Origin of the sequence: Chloracidobacterium sp. N, from assembly GCF_018304765.1 — a bacterium.
GTDB lineage: Bacteria > Acidobacteriota > Blastocatellia > Chloracidobacteriales > Chloracidobacteriaceae > Chloracidobacterium > Chloracidobacterium aggregatum.
Genome location: NZ_CP072642.1, coordinates 1,086,234 through 1,103,526 on the forward strand (window position 1 = coordinate 1,086,234; position 17,293 = coordinate 1,103,526).

Sequence of the window (17,293 nt, forward strand, 5' to 3'; positions counted from 1 at the left end):
CCCGTTTGTGTCTTCGGCTAGGCTGCCTCTGCTGCCGTCTTTGCCTGGCAGCGGCACTCCAGAAACACACCCAAAGGTGAGGTATGGCGGCCGAAGACTTTGTTCACCTGCATCTGCACTCCGATTACAGCCTTCTGGACGGCGCCATCCAGCACGAGGCGCTGGCCGAGCAGGCGCAGCGCCTGGGTTTCAAAGCCATTGCCGTCACCGACCACGGCAACATGTTCGGCGCGATGGGCTTCGCCAACGCCATGAAAAAAGTCGGCGTCAAGCCCATCATCGGCATGGAAGCCTACGTCGCCCGTGGTTCGCGCCATGATCGTGGCAAACCCGACACCGACGGCGAACGCGGCACCAATCACCTCATTCTGCTGGCTCTGGACGAAACGGGATACAAAAACCTCGTCCGGCTCGCCTCGCTGGGCTATACCGAGGGCTACTACTACAAGCCCCGGATTGACAAGGAAGTGCTCGCCCGGCACGCCGAAGGGTTGGTGGCCCTTTCGGCCTGTATGTCCGGCGTGCCCGCATCGCTCATCCTGCGCGACCGGGTTGAACAGGCCCGGTGTGAGATCGGGGAATACAACGAAATCTTCGGCCGGGGACGCTACTTTCTCGAACTTCAATCACACCGTGGGCTTGAAGACAACCAGACCAAGGTCAACCGGGCGCTCACCGAACTGGCAGCCCGGCTTGACATACCGCTCGTTGTCACCAATGACGCCCATTTTCTGACTCAGGATGACTACAAAGCCCACTGCGTGCTGATGTGCCTGCAAACCGGCAAGGCATTGCGTGAGGGCAGCTTTCACTACTCACCTGACCACTACGTGAAAAGTGCTGCCGAGATGTGGGCCCTGTGGGGCAATGAAAACCCGCAGGCGCTGCGCAACACACTCAAGATTGCCGAGATGGCCACCTTCGAGTTTGGCAAGGCCCCCAACTACCTGCCGGTGTTTCCCGTGCCGGGAGAGTTCACCCTGACGGGCTACTTCGAGCATGTCGTCCGGGCCGGCCTCGAGGAACGGCTGCGGCACATCGCCCCACCCAACCCGGAGCAATACCGCGCCCGCCTCGACTACGAAATCAGCATCATCGAGCGCATGGGCTATGAGGGCTACTTTCTCGTCGTCTGGGACTTCATCCGGCATGCCCGCGAGCGGGGGATTCCGGTTGGGCCCGGACGCGGCAGCGCCGCCGGTTCGCTTGTCGCCTACAGCCTGCACATCACGGATGTTGACCCGCTGGCGCACGATCTGCTCTTTGAGCGGTTTCTCAACCCGGAGCGCGTCTCCATGCCCGATATTGACGTGGATTTCTGCATGCGGGGGCGCAGTGCGGTCATCGAGTACGTCAGCCGGTTTTACGGGCGCGAAAACGTTTCCCAGATTGCCACTTTCGGGACCATGGCTTCACGGGCGGTCATCAAGGATGTCGGGCGCGTGCTGGAAATGCCCTACCCGGAGGTTGAGAAAATCGCCAAGCTCATTCCGCCGCCACAGCGTGGGCGCAATGTCTCCATTGACGACGCCCTCACCATGGTGCCTGAGCTGAAGCAGGCCTACGAGAAACGGCCCGAAGTCAGGAACCTCATCGATCTGGCCCGCCGACTCGAAGGCGGCGCCCGGCATTCGTCCATCCATGCCGCCGGCGTGGTGATCTCACCGCAGCCGGTGGCGGAACTCGTGCCGGTGTTCAAAACCAAAACCCGCGACCGCGAGCGGGGTGAAGTCGAGGTCATTGCCACGCAGTACAACATGAATGACCTCGAAAAAGCCGGCATGCTCAAGATGGACTTCCTGGGGCTGACCGCCCTGACCATCATCGAGGACTGCCTGACGAGCATCGAGCGGGAAACGGGCCAGCGTCCTGACCTGACGCAAATCCCCACAAACGATCCGGCAGCGCTCAGGCTCTTTGGAGAGGGCGAAACCGACGCCGTGTTTCAGTTTGAGGGGGACGGCATCAGCGAAATTGCGCGACGGCTCAAACCCAGCGGGCTGGATGACATCGTGGCGCTCAATGCGCTGTACCGTCCGGGGCCGCTCGATTCCGGGATGGTGGACGACTACATCGAGCGACGCCACGGCCGGCGGCGGGTGACGTACGACTTCAAGGAACTCAAGGACGTGCTGGAAAACACCTACGGCGTGCCGGTTTTCCAGGAGCAGATCATGGCGATTTTCCAGCGCCTGGCCGGGTATTCCCTGGGCGAAGCCGATCTGGTACGGCGGGCGATGGGCAAGAAAAAGCGCGAGGAACTCGACGCCCACAAAGCTAAGTTCATTGCCCAGGCTGTGGCGCGCGGACACGACCGCGCCAAACTCGAAAAGCTCTGGCAACAGCTTGAAGGCTTTGCCGACTATGCCTTCAACAAGTGTGTCACCGGCGAGGCCACGCTGCGGGATGCTGTCACCGGTGCGGCCGTTTCAATTGCCGAACTGGCCAGCCGTGACGTGGAGGCGGCCGGCGCACCCTTCATCACCTGGAGCTGGAACGGCCGGGAAGTCGTGGTCAACGAGTTGGTTGAGGTGTTTCCCACGGGTGAAAAGGAAGTCGTCGAAATTGAACTCGAAGACGGGCGGACGCTGCGCTGTACGCTTGACCACAAGTTTTACACCCGTGATGCAGATGGGCAGGGCTGTTTTCTCCCGTTGCAGGAGATTCTGGCGCGGGGGCTGGCGCTCTACACATGCGACGAACCTGCGGCTGAAGCCAAGACGCCGCCGACTGGTACGGAGAAACCGCATCCCGGACAGCCCTGCGTTCAGGACACACAAGCTGGTGCGCAGGGCCTGTACAGGTAAGACTGGAAGACGATGCCAACGAAACGCAGCATTCTCATTGTGGACGATGAGAAAAATCAGCGCGACATCCTGGACATGATCCTGTCGGCGGAGGGCTATCGGACGGCAACCGCGCCCAGCGCCGAAGCTGCCCTGCGCATGGCCCGCGCCGAACGGTTTGACGTGGTGCTTACCGACCTGAAGATGGGAGGGCAGAGCGGGCTGGACTTGTTGCGCGCCCTGACCCAGGCGGATTCGTCCCAGTTGGTCATTCTCATGACGGCGCACGGCTCGATTGAATCCGTCAAGGACGCCCTGCGGCTCGGCGCGGTGGATTACCTGGAAAAACCACTCGACCGTGAACGGCTGCTGACCGTTCTGGCGCAGGCCCTTTCCCGTCTGGATGCGCTGGATGCCGACCTCATCGGCAACAGCGAGCCGATGCAGAAGCTCAAGAAAATCATCCTGAAGGTGGCGGCTTCGGATGAAACGGTGCTTGTGCGCGGCGAAAGCGGAACGGGCAAGGAACTCGTGGCGCGCGCCCTGCACCGGCACAGTCCGCGGGCGGCCGCCGTGTTTCACGTCGTCAACTGTGCCGCCATCAATGAAAACCTGCTCGAATCCGAACTTTTCGGACATGAAAAAGGGGCTTTCACCGGCGCGGTTGCTGAGAAGAAGGGGCTGTTTGAAGTCGCCGACCGGGGCACGCTGTTTCTTGACGAAATCGGCGAACTCAACGTGGCGCTCCAGGCGAAGCTGCTCCGCGCTCTGCAGGAGGGGGAAGTGCAGCGGGTTGGCTCGACCAGGGTCATCCGGGTGGATGTGCGGGTGGTGGCCGCCACGAATCGTCCGCTCGAAGACATGGTGGCCGCCAAAACCTTCCGCGAAGACCTCTATTACCGGCTCAATGTCATTCCCATTCACCTGCCGCCGCTGCGCGACCGGCGGGAGGATATTCCGTTGCTCGTCGAGCGGTTTCTGGCCCGGCAGTCGCGTGGCGCAACGCATTACACCATCGCGCCGGAGGCTCTTCAGGTGTTGCAGGCTTACGACTGGCCCGGCAACGTCCGGCAGCTTGAATCGGCGCTCAAACGCGCGGCCCTGCTGTGTGAAGGGGATACCATCGGGGTGGAAGACCTGCCAGTGGAAATCCGCCAGGCGACAGGCGTTCCGGCATCCGCGCCGGCGCCGCCTTTTCAGTTCCGCCTTCCGCCCGAAGGTATTTCCTTCGAGGAAGTCGAGCGGTCGCTCATCGTCCAGGCGATGGAAAAAACCGACTGGAACATCACCCGTGCCGCCAAACTTCTGGGGCTGACCTTCCGCACGTTACAGTACCGGCTCGAAAAGTTCGGCCTGCGGCGTCCGAGCGATACTCCGTCCGACGACGCTCCGGCGGCGGAGGCTCCGCCGGACAGAACCGGGTAAGGGATTGTCCATGGCTTCTGCTTCCGAACCGCCTGATGAGCCGTCATACCTCAGCCCGGAGGCAACCGAACGGCGTGTCCGGCACCTGACCCTGATCATCACGTGCGCTATGGCGGTTGGGGCCGGTCTCGTCTGGGAAGCTGGAGTGGGGGCCGGGGTCGCTGTTGGCGGCGGACTGGCCTACCTGAACTTTGTGTGGATGCGGGCGAGCCTGCAATCCATCGTGGCGACGGCCGCCGCCGGTGATGCCGGCCCTGCCCGGCGGCCGTCACGTCTTCAGATGGCCAAGTTTTTTCTGCGCTGGATGGTCATCGGCGTGGTCGTCTGGCTGTCCATACAGGTTGCGTCCGGGCTGGTGGTTGCCATAGTATGCGGTCTTTTCGCATTGCCGCTGGCCGTCGTGGTGGAAGCTCTGGTGCAGGTCTGGTATGGGCTGAACGACGAGCCGGTTACGTAACTTCCGGGGTGTGTGCCAGTACGCCCGCTCACTATGGCTTTGACTATGGCATCGTCCATGACCTTTCTCCCGTTTCCACTGGCGCTGGCCGATGAGGGTGCAGCGCATGCCCATCCTTGGCTCGTGGAGCAGGTGTATCACCTGACCGGCCTTTCAGACCGCGAATTGCCGCCCCACGTCATCATGCTGCTCATTGCAGCGGTGATCTGTGTCGTCGGTTTCAAGCTGCTCGTCGGCAAGCCATCGGTGGACAAACCGGGCTTTGGGCAGCAGATTGTCGAGATCATCGTGCTTCAGGTCCGCGACATGGTGGAGCAATCCACAGGGAAGTACGGGTTCAAGTACCTGGGCTATCTGCTTCCGTTGGCGGCGCTCATCCTGACCTCAAACCTGATGGGGCTGTTTCCCCTGTTTGAGTCTCCGACGGCCAACTTCAACGTCACCCTTGCGCTGGGGCTGATGACGTTCGTGTACTACATGTTCATGGGCTTTGCGCAGCAGGGGCTTGGCTACCTGAAGCACTTTACGGGCGGACTGACGGCCGGGTTGATGGCCATTATGGGCGGCATCATTTTCATCTTCGAGATGTTCAGCAATGCCATCCGGCCGGCGACGCTGGCGCTGCGGCTCATGATCAACATGTTTGTGGACGAGCAACTGGGCATCGCTTTCGGGACCATCTACCAGATACTCGTGCCCGTGCTGCCCATGCTGCTTGGCACGTTCGTCGCCGTGGTGCAGACATTTATTTTCGTGCAACTGTCCATCATTTATCTGAGTGAAACCGTGCCCCACGATGACCACGGCCACGAAGACGAACACGCCCATGCCTGAGTGTGTTGACCGGCCAACTCCCGCTGTCGTTGCGTGGGCCGGCCGGTCATTTCTTTCCCTGGCGCCTCACGTTGCCTTTGGTGCTATGCCAATGCCCTTTTTCGTGTGTTGCTGGAACGCTGTACGTCCCAACGTCACAGGCTGCAATCCCGGACACACGGCACTTATGATTAGGCGTAGGCCGCGGGCAGGTTGGGCGTCGCTGCTGATAACCTTTTGATGTTCCCTGACTTTTCTGGAGACACACCCATGACGAAAAAACTGTTCCTGAAAACACTGGCGACGGCATCGTTCCTGATGGCGATGTCCCTTCCTGCTCTGGCTGCTGAAGGTGGCAGCGGTGGCGGTACGTACAAAATTGCCTTGGGGGCGCTTGCCGTGGGCATTGCGGCCGTTGGTTGCGGTCTGGGCGACGGCAACGCCATTGCGGCGGCCTGTGAAGGCACGGCGCGCAATCCGGGCGCGGGGCAGCGCATCTTCACCACCATGCTCATCGGTATGGTGCTCATCGAAACCCTCGTGCTGTTTACCTTCCTGGCGGCCTACCTGGGCTTCTAAGGCGGCCGTCACCACAACCGGAATCCCCGGCAAGCCACCGTTGGTCACCGATAACCGGAGGCTGGCGGTGGCTTGCTTTTGTGTTTTAACAAACCAATTGACGGATGCCGTGACACGGGTTACTTTCGCGCTGCTCACATACAAACCGTTGCTTGCCAATGCTGTCCAAGGCCGTCACTACCTGCAAGGGCAGGGGTATGTCTGGACACAGGGCGCCGGGAATGTACGTCGGGCGCGGCCCGTGTCTGACCGACACGGACGACAAAAAAGCATTTCTTTTCGGGAGGGAGTCCCCCATGTCACGCACCACAGGCAAAGTCAAGTGGTTCAATAACAGCAAAGGTTACGGCTTCATCGAGAATCCGGGTGGGCACGATGTTTTCGTGCATTACTCAGCCATCAAGGAAGACGGTTATAAATCCCTCAGCGAGGGGCAGATCGTCGAGTATGAGATTGTGAACGGCCCGAAGGGGCCCCAGGCGGAAAACGTCATCAAGACGGCCTGAGCATCCGCTCTTTGTCATTGTTCTCCTCGTTGTTGATGCGCCTTGCAGGATGACCGGCAAGGCGCTTTTTTGGCGCTATTGCCGGGTGATTCAGCCGGTTTGCCGGCCCAGTGGGCGTGGTCGGCGTCTGACAGCGCACCGCCCCGGCGGATGCAGTTTGAAATGCGGCGGCGTTGCCTGCCAGATGCGAATTGGCCGTGGTTTCGGGCTTTGGCATGGCGCACGGTCATGTCAAGATGCAGCCGGTCAACCACTCTCATGGCTCCCCAAAGCAGGCGTGAACATCGTGGATGTGCTGGAAGGTCAGATTACGATTCGGGCCCGACCGGAAACCATTTTCCCCTACCTGGTCGAACCGACGCTTCTGCCGTTGTGGTCGCCGACCGAAGCGCGGGTGGCCCGGGTCGGGCGTAAGAAGCACGGCGTCGGCGCCAGACTGCGCGTGGAGTTCGTGGCCCACGGGCTGGACCCGGTGGAGTACGAAATCATTTGCCAGGAAGCCACCCGTCTGGTCAGCCGCTTTACGGGCACGATGTCCGGCGAGGACATCTGGACGCTGACGCCCGACGACAGACAGACGAAGGTTCACAACCGGATGGTTTTCCACCAACCGGAGGATTTTCTGACTTTGGTGGGGTGGAAAACGGTTGGGCGGATGATTGCCGAACGTGACGTGCGCAACAAAATGCCGCTTCTCAAACGCGCTGTCGAAGAACAGTGGCGTCCCGCAGAGGACTGACGGGCCCGGCGGGTCTGAGCCTTGCTTCGGTTGTGTGCCACGCGAGGCTTTCTGTCCGGCTGTTTTTGGGCCGGTTGTTTTTTGGAAAGGAAAAAAACGATGGCAAATGCAGGTGGAGCGCCGGATACGCGCGAAGCAGTCTCTGAAACGAATAGCAAGCCCAAACGCGCGCCGGAACTGGTCCGTCCGCCGATTCTGCTCGCCGAAACCCAGGGCATTGTCCGGCGCATCGAAGCCCGGATCGGCGAGACCTTTCTGGTGTACTGGAACTCGCCGGGCGGTTCGGTGTGTCAGAACGACGTGGTGGGCTTTTATGAACTGCTGCGGGGGATCGGCAAGCAGGACCGGGTGACACTGTTCATCAAATCCGACGGCGGGGACGGCACCGCCTCGCTGCGCATCGTCCACCTGCTGCGGCAGTTTGCCGCGCATATCACCGTGGTTGTGCCGCTGGCCTGTCTTTCAGCGGCGACGATGATTGCGCTCGGCGCGGATGAAATCCGCATGGGGCCGCTGGCGCACCTGTCGGCTGTGGATACGGCGCTGACCCACGACCTCTCACCCATTGACAAGGACAACCTGCGGGTGCGCGTCAGCCCCGATGAACTCAACCGCATTCTGGCGCTCTGGCGACAGGAAACGCGCGGCGAAACGGTCAACCCGTACGAAAACATCTTCAAATACGTTCACCCGCTCGTCATCGGTGCGGTGGACCGGGCCAGTTCGCTGTCCATGCGGTTGTGCACGGAAATTCTGTCCTATCACCTGAAAGACGCGGAAAAGGCGCGGGCGATCAGCCACACGCTCAACGCGGAATATCCTTCGCACGTCTATCCCATCACCCTGCGCGAGGCGCAGCGGATTGGTCTCAACGCCCGTGAACTCGACCCGGAACTCAATGATCTGCTCATTGAACTCAACGAGATGTATTCCGAAATGGGACAGAAGGCGATTACGGACTTTGACGAGCAGAACTACCACGACAACGGCATTCTGAACATTCTGGAATGCCGCACGAGCCAAATCTTCTACCAGAACGATACCGACTGGCACTACATGATGAACGAACGGCGGTGGATTCGGCTCAACGACAACAGTTCCTGGCGCAAGGCGGAGCTGGTCAACGGGGAAGTCGTGCAGAGCGTCTTCCACATCCGCTAGGCACATCCGCCAGGCCGCATCCTGCGGGCCGCATCCTGGCGGGCCGCATCCTAGCCGCGCTTGAAGTTTTGTTTGAGCAGGGCATTGACCTGGCTGCGGGTCATCTGCACGGTGGCGGTGAGGCGCTTGCCGTCGGCTTTGATTTTGGTGTTGTTGAGAAAAGCAGCCGTGTCGCCCCGGCGCGGCACCAGCAGCAGCCCGGCCGTGATGAGGTTCTGCAACCCGCTGGCTTCGAGCGGTGAAGCCGCAAAGCCGGCGATGCGCAGGGTGGTGAACTGCGGGCCGACATCGAGGGTCAGCGTCGTCGAGGTCAGAATGTGCAGCGGGCCGAGCGCCTGGGACGCACTGACCGCCTGGGCAATGTTCAGGGCGGCTTCATCCACTTCGTCAATGCCCGACGATTTCACAATCCGAATGCCCGACAGCCGTCCGCTGGGTTCCACCCGAAACGCCAGCGTAATGCTGAAATCCTGGTTTTCGATGTCGAGCTGCCCGGTTTCGCTGAGGCTGTAGAGCTTCGTGACGATGGCCTTGATGGGCCCAATGTCCACTTTGCCGAAGCTGGGCGGCCCGCCGGGCTTGGGTGGTTCGTCCGCGGTGCGTTCCCGGTTTTCCCGTTCGGCAGCGCGGCGCGCTTCGGCTTCGCGTTCGGCTTCCCGTCGCCGGCGCTCGGCTTCAGCGCGGCGGCGGGCCTCTTCTTCCTCACGTTTGCGGCGGGCCAGCGCGGCGGCGCGCGCCTGGGCATCCGGTTTGGCCGGCTGGTCAGTCGGGGGCGCCACCCAGCTCTCCGGGTTGGGCAGGGGCTTGTAGCGGGGATCGGTGAGCGTGATCCAGTCCACGTCGTATTCACGCTCCACCACTTCGACTTCAAACGGAGCGATGAATGTCCGGTAGGCCAGATAGCCCAGAAACGAAAAGTGCAGCAGCAGGGCCAGCGTCAGTCCCAACCGGAACCCGTGCCGGACCCACCAGCCGGGTTCTCCCTCGAAGTCGAGGGTATGCGGTGTGGCATAGATGAAGCCGCGCAGGATGTAAGCCCTGGGCGACGGCGCGGGATTGTCTGAAGTGAGCGAAACCGGGCGTTCATCGTTCATGGCGCAAGTCAGGACGTTGCATCGTGGAAAAAAGTTTCCCACGTTGCAAGCACATTCCCGGCTCTCCCAGTCGCCGGTGCCGGCGTTGATATTCGTCCGTTGCTTGTCACACTGCACCTGCTTTCGTACTATCGGCGTGTCCGTGCAACAACGACCCCGTATGCACGGCGCGTCCGGCTGTAATTATCGTTTCACGCCATGCCATGTTGTCCGACGTGACGCTTCAGGGTTCTCCGGTCAGTCCCGCACTTCGCCCATCTTCCGTCCCCACGCACCGTTCGGTGTCCGGGCGTTACCAGGTTGCCCGGCGGGCGGCTCAGGTTGTTGGGGCGGCCACGCCGCTCATTCTGGGCTACTGGCGCGACGAGCAGCGGTTCTTCTTCTTCGGCGGCGCGCGTGAGGTGAGTGAGGCGACGCATCAGTACCGGGCGCGCCGCATCCGGCTGGAAATCGAACGCCTGGGAATCGGGTTCATCAAGGTCGGGCAGGTCATCAGTACGCGCGGGGACCTGCTGCCCAAGCCCTACCTCGACGAACTGCGTACGCTCCAGGACAGTTTATCCCCTCTGACGTTCGGGGAAGTCCGTGCGACGCTCGAAGCCACCTACGGCTGTCCCCTGGAAGACGTTTTCGAGCACTTTGAGGAAACACCCATTGCCACGGCGAGCATCGGGCAGGTTCACCGGGCGCAGTATGCCGGGCAGTCGGTTGTGGTCAAGCTCATCCGTCCCGGCATCCAGCATCAGCTTGCCACCGACTTCCGCATCGTGACGGCGCTGTTGCATTTTCTCGATGAGCAACTCGTGCGTTTCCGGCAGGAAAACTCGGATGTGCACGTGCTGACCCGCCTGTTTTCCCAGATTGTGACCGAAGTCAACGCCGGACTGCGCGAGGAAATGGATTTTGTCTTCGAGCGCGCCAATGCCGAGCGGCTCGGCGCCCTGCTGACCGATAACCCGCTCGTCGTCGTTCCACAGGTGATTGGGGAACTGTGCCGCCCGAACGTGCTCGTGCTGGAATACCGGCCGGGCATCAAAATCAGCGATGGCGACGCTCTGCGGGCCGCCGGTTTCGAGCCGCTGAAGATTGTCGAGCGGCTGGTTGAGGTCTATCTCGAAATGATACTGGTTCACGGCGTGTATCACGCTGACCCGCATCCGGGAAATGTCGCCGTGGATGAGCGCGGGCGCATCATTTTGTATGATTTCGGCATCGTACGGACGCTTTCGGCGCGCATTCGGGAGAGCCTGCTCAAGATGACACTGGATGGCCTGCGCGGCGATGTGCCGGCCATCGTGGATGAACTCTACCGCATGGGCGTGGTGGACCCGGCGGCAGACCGGGCGACGGCGCTGCGCGTTGGCGAGAAGTTCCGGGAACTGTACTTGCGGGACATGCCGACGGCTGAACGGATTGAGGGCGTCGGACGCTACATGCGCGATGCGTTTGGCTATGTTCCCCTGCGCATGCCGAAAGAAATGGTGTATGTCTTTCGTGTCGTTTCCATGCTCGAAGGGCTGGGAACGTGCTTCAAACCTGGTTGGAACATCATGGCGGACGCTTCGCCCGCCGTTCAGCGAGGCATTCGTAAAATGATGATGGCCAGTGAAACCATCCGGTGGCCGGAACTCATTGCCCAGTGGGTCGGGCGGTGGTTCCGGGCGCTCTTTACACGCCCGGCCTAGAGACCAGGGGCAACTGGCTGCACCCAGACGGCGGCCGGGCCCGGGCCCCCGTGGCCGGGCAAGTGAGGAGGACTGTTCATGCGGTATTATGCGAAGCAGTTTGGGCATTATGCGAAGCAGTTTGGATACGCCGGTCTCCGTCTGTGCGGGCTGGCGCTCTGTGTGGGATTGCTGGGAACGGCGGTGTGGGCCCAGAACGGGGCAATTCGGGGAACGGTGTATTACCAGGAAAACGCCAACGCCAAGCCGAAACCGCGGCCGGGCGTCGAGATTCTCATCCTGCGGCAGGACATCAAGGGCCAGCTCAAGACGAAGACCGACAAAAAGGGGACGTACTTCTACACCGTTCAGGCGTTTGGAACGTACGTCGTGGTAGCTCACGGGGCGGGATACAAGCACCAGGTGAAGCCCCCCGTGCGCATCACCAGCACGGAACCGGTGCAGATTGACATCACGCTGACGCCGGGCGATGGCCGCCTCCCGCCGGTGGAACAGTTGTTGGCCGAGGCCCAGGGTGGCGGAACGCCGGAAACACCACCCCCGGCTCCGGCCGCTCCGCCAGAGCCAACAGCGGAAGAAAAGGAAGCCGCCGCCAAACTCAAGGCCGAACGGGAACGCATCGAGAAGGAAAATGAACGCGCCCGGAACATCAATGAGCAGCTTCGCACTTTGATGGATTCCGGCAATACCGCCTTCAACCGGGGCGACTACGAAACGGCGGCCAGCGATTACCGGAAGGCCTTGGCGCTCGATGACAATCAACCGGGCTTTCTGGGCAACCTGGCTTCCGCCACCCTGCAAATCGCCGTGCAGCACTTCAATGCCAAGCGGCGCGATGAGGCACGGAAGGCGTTTCAGGAATCAGGTGACGCAGCCGCGCGCGCGGTGGCGCTCAACGATGCCCAGCCGGCCGACCGGCGCGATCCCACCTACCGCAGCAAAGCGGCTGAAGCTTACCGCTTCCTGGCCGAACTCTATGGCGATGCCGAAGCCGGCGAAAAGGCCGCCAAGTTTTACATCGAACTCGCCGACATGCAGACCGATGCCAAGAAGCGCAACGAAATGCGGGTTCGCGCCGGTGATTCCTACCGCTTTGCCGGCAAATTCAAGCAGGCGGATGAGTTTTACCGCGCTGTCCTGCAGGAGGATGCCAACAACATCCCGGCTATGAACGGACTTGCCATGTCGCTGCTGTCGTCTGACCCGGAGTTGCTTGACCCGAACAAAGCCGGGGAAGCCATTGCCCTGTTCGAGATGGTGGCAGCCAAGGCAACCGATCCCAACCTGAAGCAGTCGGCACAGGCCAGCGCCGAGTACATTCGGACAACTGCCAAGGAAATCGTCCGTCCCAAGCCGGGGCGGAAGAAAAACTAAGCTGGTGCGGGGCCTGTCCGGTGGCCGGCCCCGCATCCACACACGTCGAAGGATAACCCTATGCCCATTGCTCCCCGTCGGCGCTCAGTGCCGGTCAATGTCGGCGGCGTCATCATCGGCGGCGGCGCGCCGGTCGTCGTCCAGTCCATGACGAACACGGACACGGCCGATGTGGCCGCCACCGTCGGGCAGGTGGCGGCCCTGCATGCCGCCGGTTCGGAAATCGTGCGCATCACCGTCAATGACCGCGATGCGGCGGCGGCCGTCCCGGACATTGTGCGTGGTCTGCGGGCGCGTGGTGTGGAAGTCCCTCTGGTTGGCGATTTTCACTACAACGGCCACACGCTGCTGCGCGACTTCCCGGAAACGGCCCGCCTGCTGGCCAAGTACCGGATCAATCCTGGCAATGTCGGTTTCGGGAAAAAGCACGATGAAAACTTCAAGGCCATCGTCGAGCTGGCGATTCAGTACGAAAAGCCGGTACGGATTGGCGTCAACTGGGGCTCGCTCGACCAGGCGATGCTGGCGCGCATGATGGACGAAAATGCCCGGCGCGACCCACCGCTTTCCGCGCGTGAGGTCATGCTGGAAGCCATGTGCGCCAGCGCCCTGGAGTCGGCCGCGCTGGCCGAATCCATCGGCCTGCCGCATGACCGCATCATCATCAGCACGAAAATTTCGGAAGTGCAGGACCTGGTTGAGGTCTATCGGGCCATTGCCGCCCGGTGCGACTACCCGCTGCACGTCGGTTTGACCGAAGCCGGCATGGCCACGAAGGGTATTGTGGCCAGCGCCATCGGTATCGGTTTGCTGCTTCAGGAGGGCATCGGGGATACCATCCGCGTGTCCCTGACGCCGACCCCCGGCGGCGACCGGACTGAGGAAGTGCGTGTCGCCCAGACGATTCTGCAAACCATGGGCATCCGCAGCTTCACGCCCTTGGTCACAGCCTGTCCGGGGTGCGGGCGCACGACGAGCACCCTGTTTCAGGAAATGGCGCAGGACATCCAGACCTATTTGCGGGAACAGATGCCCGTCTGGAAAACCCGCTACCCGGGGGTTGAAACGCTCAAGGTGGCCGTCATGGGGTGCATTGTCAACGGCCCCGGCGAATCCAAGCATGCCGACATCGGGATTTCGCTGCCGGGCACCGGAGAAGACCCCAAAGCTCCGGTCTTCGTGGATGGCGTCAAAGTCACCACGCTCGAAGGCGAGCGCATTGTTCCGGCATTCATTGACATTCTCAATGACTATGTTGCGCGGCGCTTTGGGGCGTCTGCGGGTGTAGGTCGCTGAGCCTCATCTCTGGAGCGGAACGGCACGCGGCTCAGGTGTCGGACGGCTCAGGGCCTGAAAACGCAGGAAAAACAGGACAGCCGCCGTGGCCAGCCCGACGACATAGCCCATCCAAATCCCGACTTCCCGCCAGCCCAGCCGGAACGCCAGTCCGTAGCTCGTCGGCAGCGCCACCAGCAGGTAGGCAATGAAAGCCAGAACGGTGGGCAGCAGGGCATCGGTCATGGCACGCAAGGCGGACAGGAGCACCACCTGTAGCCCGTCGAAAAGCTGAAATACCGCCGCGACCAGCAGGAGCGTGGCGGCGATGCTGACTACCGCCGGGTCGGTGGTAAACAGGGTCGGCAGCCAGTGCCGCAGCGCGACGAAGACCAGCGCTGTAAAGCCCATGTACACCAGGACGATATGCATGGCCGCCAGTCCGGCGGCCCGCATGGCGCGCCGCTCGCCCGCGCCAAGGTAGTGACTGACCCGGATCGTTGCGGCGGCGGCAATCCCCGAAGCTCCCATGAATGTCAGCGAGGCCAGCCCAATGGCAATCTGGTGCGCGGCCAGTTCAAGCTTGCCGAGCCAGCCCATCATGACGGCTCCGGCCGCGAACGCACCCACTTCAAGCACGAACTGTCCGCCCAGCGGCAGGCCCAGCCGCAGGTAGCGCCGGATGGCGGCCCCGTCCCACGGTGTCCGGCGCAGGGCCGCGCGATAGGGGGCAAACATGCGGAGGCGGATGAAGCACAGGGCGAAGGTCCCCGCCAGGACCATGCGCACGAGCAGGGTGGCCACTCCGGCTCCCACGATACCCAGGCGCGGGAAGCCCCCGTGCCCGAAAATCAGCAGGTAGTTCAATCCCACATTGAGCAGGACTTCCAGAACCGTGATGAGGGCCGCGAGGCGCGTATTCCCCAGCCCTTCCGTAAACTGCCGGAACGTCTGAAAGACCATGACCGGCAGCAGCGAGGCCGCCAGAAGCAGGTAGTAGGGACGGGCCGTGGCCGTCACCTCCGGCGTCTGGCCAAACGCATCGAGCCACGGGTAGAGCGCCAGCAGCACAAGGGTGATGAGCAGCGCCACCGCCACGTTGACCGCCAGCCCGTGGCTGAGCCACTGCGTTGCTGCGCCGACATCCCCGGCCCCCCGCGCTGCGCCGACAAGGGGCGTCATGGCCAGGGTAAAGCCCACACCGAAAACCAGCCCGATGACGAACACGCTCTGCCCAAAGGCGGAAGCCGCCAGGGCGGTCGTGTCGTAGTGACCGAGCATCAGGCTGTCTGTAAGCTGCACGATGAGGTGGCCCATCTGGGAAAACATGACGGGCAGCGCCAGTTTGAGATGGGCGGCGTAGTGACTGGCCGGGCGGTGGTGGCGCGTGTCGGCCGGCGCGCAGCCGGAAGCAACCGGGACGGAAGCCATAACCAAAGGCGTCTGAAGACCAACGGCTGATTCAATGGCCAGGGGTGGCAGCAGGCATCATCCCTGACCACGTACCGTGCGTCTAGCTCGCCGTGGTGAGGTAGTGGGCTTCGGCGGGTGAAACAACAGCCGGAGCCGAAGCAGCCGTCGGCGCAATGATTGTCTGACGAACCGCCGCCAGCAGGTTGGAACTGGGTTCGCGTCCGATGACCACCAGCGAGCTTTCCGATGCGGCAGCGCAGGGGTTGAGGCTCATCGCCTGCCCGGCGTATTCCAGCCGCAGCCAGCCGCCGGTGGTTTTGAACACGCCTTTGGCGCGGGAGATGTCGCCAAAATCTCCGGCCGTCATTGCCTCGAACACCTGCTGTAATCCGGCCGCGTCAAAGACGGCCGAGAACGTTTCCGAGATTTGCCGGAAGGCCAGGCGTGGGGCAAGGGTTTCGCCCAGGCAGGCGTCATCCTGCGTGTCGCTGAGGTCGCGGAGATCAAGCCGCCCAAAGCTCGTGTAGATGACCTTGGCTGCAGGGTTGCAACCGGCAAGGCGCTGCTGGAGCCGGGCCAGTTCCACCTGTGAAAGACTGTCGCACTTGTTGATGACGACCGTGGCTGCCGCTTCAACGTAGGCGGCAATGGCCATCTGTACGGCACGGTCAGCCAGCAGCCACTGTTTGCCGTCCACAACCGCCACGACGCGAATCGGGCCGAGCAGTTCCCGGCAGCCCGGCTGGTGGAGCGTTCCCAGCAGGTCACTCAGGGCGGCCGCGCCAGAGGGTTCAATGAGGATGCGTTCCGGCGCATGCTCCCGGATGATGCGCGAAAGCGTGGCCGCGACATTGCGCGACAGCGTGCAGCACAGGCAGCCACCGGCGAGTTCGACCACGGGGGCGTCTTCGGTGCTGCCCTCGCGCAGGCGTGCGCCATCCAGTCCGACATCGGCAAACTCGTTGACGAGCACCACGGTCTTGTCGCCAAGTTGCGGCAGCAGGTGGCGCAAAAGTGTCGTTTTGCCGGAGCCAAGAAAACCGCCGATGACATCCACAGTGGGTTTGACTTCCGGCGCGCGGCGCGACAGCAAGCCCCACGCCCAGACGCCAACCGGCTGCGGCAGGATGAGCCACCAGTGCTCCAGAATCGCCAGCGCCATCAGGACACTCGCCAGCCCGTAGGCCGTGGCTGTAAACGCATCGGGCGCCTGCAGGGCGCGGTAAAACAGCCAGTGCGCCCAGGCGGTCGAAATCGTGACCGAGAAGGGGAAAAACCAGTTGATGGGGCGTTTGGAGAAAAACTGCGTCATCCGGCGCAGGTGCTCCGGCAGGTATTCCTCATTGAGGTTGCGGACGCCAAAAAACACGTTGAGCTTGGCCGACTGGTGCATCCACCAGTGAATGGTGAACGTCCACAGCGCAACCTGGTTCGGCCCGGGTGTGGCCCACCAGACGAGTGCAAAGCCGACAAAAATCGAAAGCTCGTGGTAGAGATTGGCTTTGACGCCATGGATGAAGTGCCGCCAGCCACCGCACTGTGGCGGACACGGCGGCACTTCCATGCCGACGACATAGCCGGTGTAGTAACTCGTCTCAAACCATCCCCAGGCGACAATCCCGGCCAGAAATCCCAGCGCCGCGCCCAGTGGTGTCGTCATGTGGCTGATGGCAGGCATCCCGGCCAAGGCTGCGACGGACACTAGGGATGACAGCACGATGACCGCCCGCCGCCAACTGCGACGCCCGCAGGCAAAAATGATGATGACCGTGGCCGCCCACCAGACGGCGACGGCAAACAGGGAGAGTCCGAGCCAGAACAGCCAGGGAGATTGCAGCAGGGTGAAAGCCATGAACACGACCGGGGGCGCATCAGGTTCGTCGGGCGCAAGCGCCAAAACCTGTCACCAACCTACTTTGCCCCTGGCACAAGCCGCAATGAAAACCCTTGTGCAGAACCGGCTGCCCCGCTGCCGGCGCCGTTGAC

General features: G+C 62.2%; 14 protein-coding genes. 11 read left to right on the forward strand and 3 right to left on the reverse strand.

The features are described 5' to 3' along the window. Positions 1-83 precede the first annotated feature (83 nt). The 8 genes from dnaE to J8C05_RS04560 all read left to right on the forward strand — a co-directional run bounded on the left by dnaE (position 84) and on the right by J8C05_RS04560 (position 8,466). Positions 84-2,807 (forward strand): DNA polymerase III subunit alpha, encoded by a 2,724-nt coding sequence (gene dnaE, locus J8C05_RS04525; protein ID WP_211422991.1) that lies wholly within the window; start codon positions 84-86, stop codon positions 2,805-2,807. Between the two features lie 12 nt (positions 2,808-2,819). Further along, on the forward strand, positions 2,820-4,211 hold the full coding sequence (locus J8C05_RS04530; RefSeq protein ID WP_211422992.1) for a sigma-54-dependent transcriptional regulator: 1,392 nt from the start codon (positions 2,820-2,822) through the stop codon (positions 4,209-4,211). A 10-nt stretch (positions 4,212-4,221) separates the two neighbouring features. Continuing rightward, entirely contained in the window at positions 4,222-4,668 is a 447-nt protein-coding gene (locus tag J8C05_RS04535; protein WP_211422993.1) for an ATP synthase subunit I, read from the forward strand. Between the two features lie 57 nt (positions 4,669-4,725). Beyond that, on the forward strand, positions 4,726-5,502 hold the full coding sequence (locus tag J8C05_RS04540) for a F0F1 ATP synthase subunit A (RefSeq protein WP_211422994.1): 777 nt from the start codon (positions 4,726-4,728) through the stop codon (positions 5,500-5,502). Positions 5,503-5,751: 249 nt separating this feature from the next. Beyond that, entirely contained in the window at positions 5,752-6,060 is a 309-nt protein-coding gene (locus J8C05_RS04545; RefSeq protein WP_014099435.1) for an ATP synthase F0 subunit C, read from the forward strand. Between the two features lie 296 nt (positions 6,061-6,356). Beyond that, positions 6,357-6,566, forward strand: coding sequence for a cold-shock protein (locus tag J8C05_RS04550; RefSeq protein ID WP_058866757.1), 210 nt, complete (start codon positions 6,357-6,359; stop codon positions 6,564-6,566). Between the two features lie 277 nt (positions 6,567-6,843). Then, entirely contained in the window at positions 6,844-7,305 is a 462-nt protein-coding gene (locus tag J8C05_RS04555) for an SRPBCC family protein (protein ID WP_211422995.1), read from the forward strand. Between the two features lie 99 nt (positions 7,306-7,404). Further along, the gene (locus J8C05_RS04560; RefSeq protein WP_246840747.1) at positions 7,405-8,466 is read left to right on the forward strand and encodes an SDH family Clp fold serine proteinase; all 1,062 of its coding nucleotides are present in this window, start codon (positions 7,405-7,407) and stop codon (positions 8,464-8,466) included. A 50-nt stretch (positions 8,467-8,516) separates the two neighbouring features. Here the strand turns inward: J8C05_RS04560 and J8C05_RS04565 are convergent, their stop codons facing one another. Continuing rightward, positions 8,517-9,560, reverse strand: a complete 1,044-nt coding sequence (locus J8C05_RS04565) for an energy transducer TonB family protein (protein WP_211422996.1) — start codon at positions 9,558-9,560, stop codon at positions 8,517-8,519. Between the two features lie 203 nt (positions 9,561-9,763). Here J8C05_RS04565 and J8C05_RS04570 point away from each other — a divergent pair, with 203 nt between their 5' ends. The 3 genes from J8C05_RS04570 to ispG all read left to right on the forward strand — a co-directional run bounded on the left by J8C05_RS04570 (position 9,764) and on the right by ispG (position 13,915). Next, complete coding sequence (locus tag J8C05_RS04570; RefSeq protein WP_211422997.1) at positions 9,764-11,245, forward strand: ABC1 kinase family protein; 1,482 nt, start codon at positions 9,764-9,766, stop codon at positions 11,243-11,245. Between the two features lie 78 nt (positions 11,246-11,323). Beyond that, complete coding sequence (locus J8C05_RS04575; RefSeq protein ID WP_211422998.1) at positions 11,324-12,619, forward strand: carboxypeptidase-like regulatory domain-containing protein; 1,296 nt, start codon at positions 11,324-11,326, stop codon at positions 12,617-12,619. Positions 12,620-12,679: 60 nt separating this feature from the next. Continuing rightward, a complete protein-coding gene (gene ispG / locus J8C05_RS04580) occupies positions 12,680-13,915 on the forward strand; it encodes a flavodoxin-dependent (E)-4-hydroxy-3-methylbut-2-enyl-diphosphate synthase (protein WP_211422999.1) in 1,236 nt (411 codons plus the stop codon). A gap of 3 nt (positions 13,916-13,918) precedes the next feature. Here ispG and J8C05_RS04585 read toward each other — a convergent pair whose 3' ends face one another. Both J8C05_RS04585 and puhE read right to left on the reverse strand, forming a co-directional pair. Beyond that, complete coding sequence (locus J8C05_RS04585) at positions 13,919-15,325, reverse strand: MATE family efflux transporter (RefSeq protein WP_211423000.1); 1,407 nt, start codon at positions 15,323-15,325, stop codon at positions 13,919-13,921. An 82-nt stretch (positions 15,326-15,407) separates the two neighbouring features. Next, entirely contained in the window at positions 15,408-17,159 is a 1,752-nt protein-coding gene (puhE, locus tag J8C05_RS04590) for a putative photosynthetic complex assembly protein PuhE (RefSeq protein WP_211423001.1), read from the reverse strand. Between the last annotated feature and the right edge of the window lie 134 nt (positions 17,160-17,293).